Raw genomic sequence first — 3,014 nt, 5'->3', positions numbered from 1 at the left:
CGTCTTCTTTTCCCGACCCTGCCTTTCCGTGCGGCTCTCTAGCAAGGCTCGGGACAGGGCCATGGACTCATGAAGCTTGCGTTCAAGGATCTTTTTTGGGGGCAGTTCCGTTAGATATTGACCGACTCGGATGCCAGCTTGGTCCAATCGAAGGAGGGCGATGCTTTCATGTCCTCCTTCCGCGCATAGGATCAAGCCGAGCGGCGACTCCTCACTGGATTCCTGTTCGTTTTCCTCCAGCCAGCGCAGGTAGAGCTCCATCTGTCCCTTGTAGGCAGCTTTGAACTTGCCGAGTTTCAGTTCGACCGCGACCAGCCGCCGCAGGCGACGATGATAGAAGAGCAAATCAAGGGTGTGGTCTTCGCCGTCGATCACCATTCGCTTCTGACGGGAAACGAAACTGAATCCGCCTCCCATCTCCAGCAGAAAGGCTTCAATGTCGCGAAGAATAGCGGTCTCTAAGTCCCGTTCGCTGTAGCTATCGGAGAGATTGAGGAAATCCAGAATGTAGGGGTCGCGGAAGACCATATCCGGCATCCATTGGCCATCGGCGCGCAAGGCGTTAAGCTCCTTGCGTGCCAACTTTTCAGGCTTACGGGACAGAGCCGTTCGTTCGAAGAGCATGGAGTCAATTTTTTGCCGCAGCCTGCTGACGCTCCAGCCTTCCACGCGGCAAAGCTCCGCGTAGAAGTCCCGTTGAAGCGGGTTCTTGATGGGTAGCAGAGCTATGAAATGAGTCCAGCTCAATTGTCGTATCAGCGATACGACAATTTCCTCCTGGGGGAAGACTTCGGCAAACTGGATCATGCGGCGCAAATTCTTCTCGCCGAAGCTCGGGCCATACTCCTGAACCAATTGTCGCGCCACCGATACGACAATCTGTTGACCATAAGCGGCCCGTTCTTTGCCGAGAACTTCATCGACCATCCGTTTGCCAATGCGCCAGTAAAGCAAGGTGAGGCCGGCGTTGACGGTTGTGGCGACGCTTCGACGTGCCTCTCCGATGATCTGGCGAATATCTTCGATCAAGACCGGCGAGACTGCGCTGACTCTATCGCTTGTTGTGCCTGACTTCATTTGCTTGCGCGCCATAATTCATTCTCTAACAGCTTCCTGTCGGATCCAGCTGCTTTTGAGCACCAACTGAAGAGTTTGATGACGTGAGCAGTGTTTTCACTAGCGCAAAAAGACCGGCGAGACGGGAACTCGTGCAGGCATGCAATTCTACCGGATCGAGGCCGGCAAGCTCTCGGAGACCTGGCTTATGATGCTGCAACCGGGGTCGGAATGGCATGACGCCGTTGCGCAAGAACACTGGACGAGCCCGCCTCCTATCAAGTAGCAGCGGGGCGTATGTCCAGCGCGTTGCACAAAGGTGGATGAGCCTATGGCTCATCCACCCAGGCCGACGATTATTCGTCGTCGGCTCCGTCCGTGGGATCATCGGCTGCCTCGATCTTCGAGAGCCGCTTCATGCAGATGGCGTGGATCTCGGCGATCCGGTGCTTGAAGGTGGTCCCTTTGACCTCATCCTCTACCTCGCGATACCGAAGAATGCCTTCAAGGGTGACGAGCTGCCCCTTCTGGAGAGTCTTGGCGAACTTCGAGAGATTCCTCCAGGCATAGACGCGGTGCCACTCGGTGCGGTTCTCGTAGTCGCCCTTGTCGTTCTTCCAGCTTTCCTGAGTTGCGATGTTGAGGACGACGTACTCTTTGTTGTTCTGAGTGGTTTTGGCTTCTGCGTTCTGTCCGAGGCGGCCGATGACGATGACTTTGTTGAACATGGTGTTTAGCTCCGTTTCTTTTGGTTTGTCCGCTGTCTGCGGTACATGCTTGCCCAACGGGTGTGCCGTCGCGACCCACTCCCAAGGCAACTAGACAAAATCTGCGGAAGGGGCCCCAGACTTGCTATGGGGCAGGAGTCCGCACCTCGCAGAGGCGAGCAGCGGATTTTGGAAAGGAGAGCGTGCGTCCGAAGGGCGAGGGTGTTTTGGGCGCGGCACGCTGAACGCAGATAGAAAGGCAAACCGAAAGGGAGCCGCCCTGTTCAATGTCCTCCTCATGGCGCGAGTAGCAAAAGCAAGGTCAGAAACTCGAAGTGTCAATCACAAAGCAAGAGGGAACAACGACAACGGGACTTGAAGCACCGATGCTATCGCTCGGTCCATCTCCTCGCCTTCTCCATGGTTCTCCGGATGTATGCAGCTCTCTTGGAAGGGCTGGGATCGCGAGAGAGATAGTCATCTTCAAGGGCACGTTTGATCCGGTCTTCCGTCATCCCATTGACATAAGCGGCGACACAGAACGCTATATCAGCAACGGCGGGCCGGTCCTGGTACTTGATCGAAGTTCGGAATCGCTCCAGGGATAGATTCGATAACCTCGGTCCCCTTTGGGGAGAAAGAGAGCTTTGCAGACGCCTCGCCTCGCGCTCCTGCTCGCGGGTCTCGTATAACTTCGTTATCTCTTGCTCGAAGGCCTGCGCCATCGGGTACTGCTGTCCGGTGTGGCTGTGAAGACGCACGAAAGGGAAGAGGCCGTCCGGCTTTATGTATTTGGGTTTGGAATTGGCAAAGCCGGGAAGCCGCCCAAACCGCCTCCAGTCCGCCGCGCTGGGGTCAGCGTCGTACCGCCCCGCCAATGTCTGCGCGGCAAAGGTTGCGCGGAGCTTCGGAAACGTTCTCGGATGCTTAAGGCATCTTGCATGGGCCGTTCATCCTGCTCGTTTGACTGCGGCTTAGTACGTGACCGACTAACCCACGTCCAGGGCAGTGCTCTTCTCTGAAACTCCCTGTGAGCGGCGTCCAGCGATAGCCTCGCCTGATGCAGGTCGAAGAGAGAGAAGCAGGTCGAGCATCCGCCCTTGATTCCCCCGCGCCCGTCCCGCTCCGGGTTGTAATGTGGGTGACGTTCGCATTTCGCCTTCACCCGCTCGGAAACCTTGAGTTTGTAGTTGAACTCACTGCCGTCCAAATTAGCAGGAATGGAATTGGACAAAGGCTGAAGACATAGGG

The 3,014-nt window shown here is 56.3% G+C and carries 2 protein-coding genes and 1 pseudogene; all 3 read right to left on the bottom strand.

Annotated features, from left to right (window positions below):
- A partial coding sequence (locus tag Q363_RS31105) for a PDDEXK nuclease domain-containing protein (RefSeq protein WP_035358535.1) occupies positions 1–1,092 on the bottom strand: 1,092 nt, incomplete at its 3' end.
- A gap of 320 nt (positions 1,093–1,412) precedes the next feature.
- The gene (locus Q363_RS31100; protein WP_035358534.1) at positions 1,413–1,784 is read right to left on the bottom strand and encodes a single-stranded DNA-binding protein; all 372 of its coding nucleotides are present in this window, start codon (positions 1,782–1,784) and stop codon (positions 1,413–1,415) included.
- A gap of 368 nt (positions 1,785–2,152) precedes the next feature.
- A pseudogene (locus Q363_RS31095) lies at positions 2,153–2,683 on the bottom strand (DNA-primase RepB domain-containing protein); the annotation flags it as partial.
- Positions 2,684–3,014: the final 331 nt, after the last annotated feature.

It is taken from the genome of Edaphobacter aggregans DSM 19364 (assembly GCF_000745965.1).
Classification (GTDB): Bacteria; Acidobacteriota; Terriglobia; order Terriglobales; family Acidobacteriaceae; genus Edaphobacter; species Edaphobacter aggregans.
This window is presented reverse-complemented; position numbering and strand designations above follow the sequence as displayed.

Excerpts from the sequence above, each read along its gene's own strand:
- Q363_RS31100 (WP_035358534.1), bottom strand. The coding sequence starts at position 1,784 with ATGTTCAACAAAGTCATCGTCATCGGCCGCCTCGGACAGAACGCAGAA.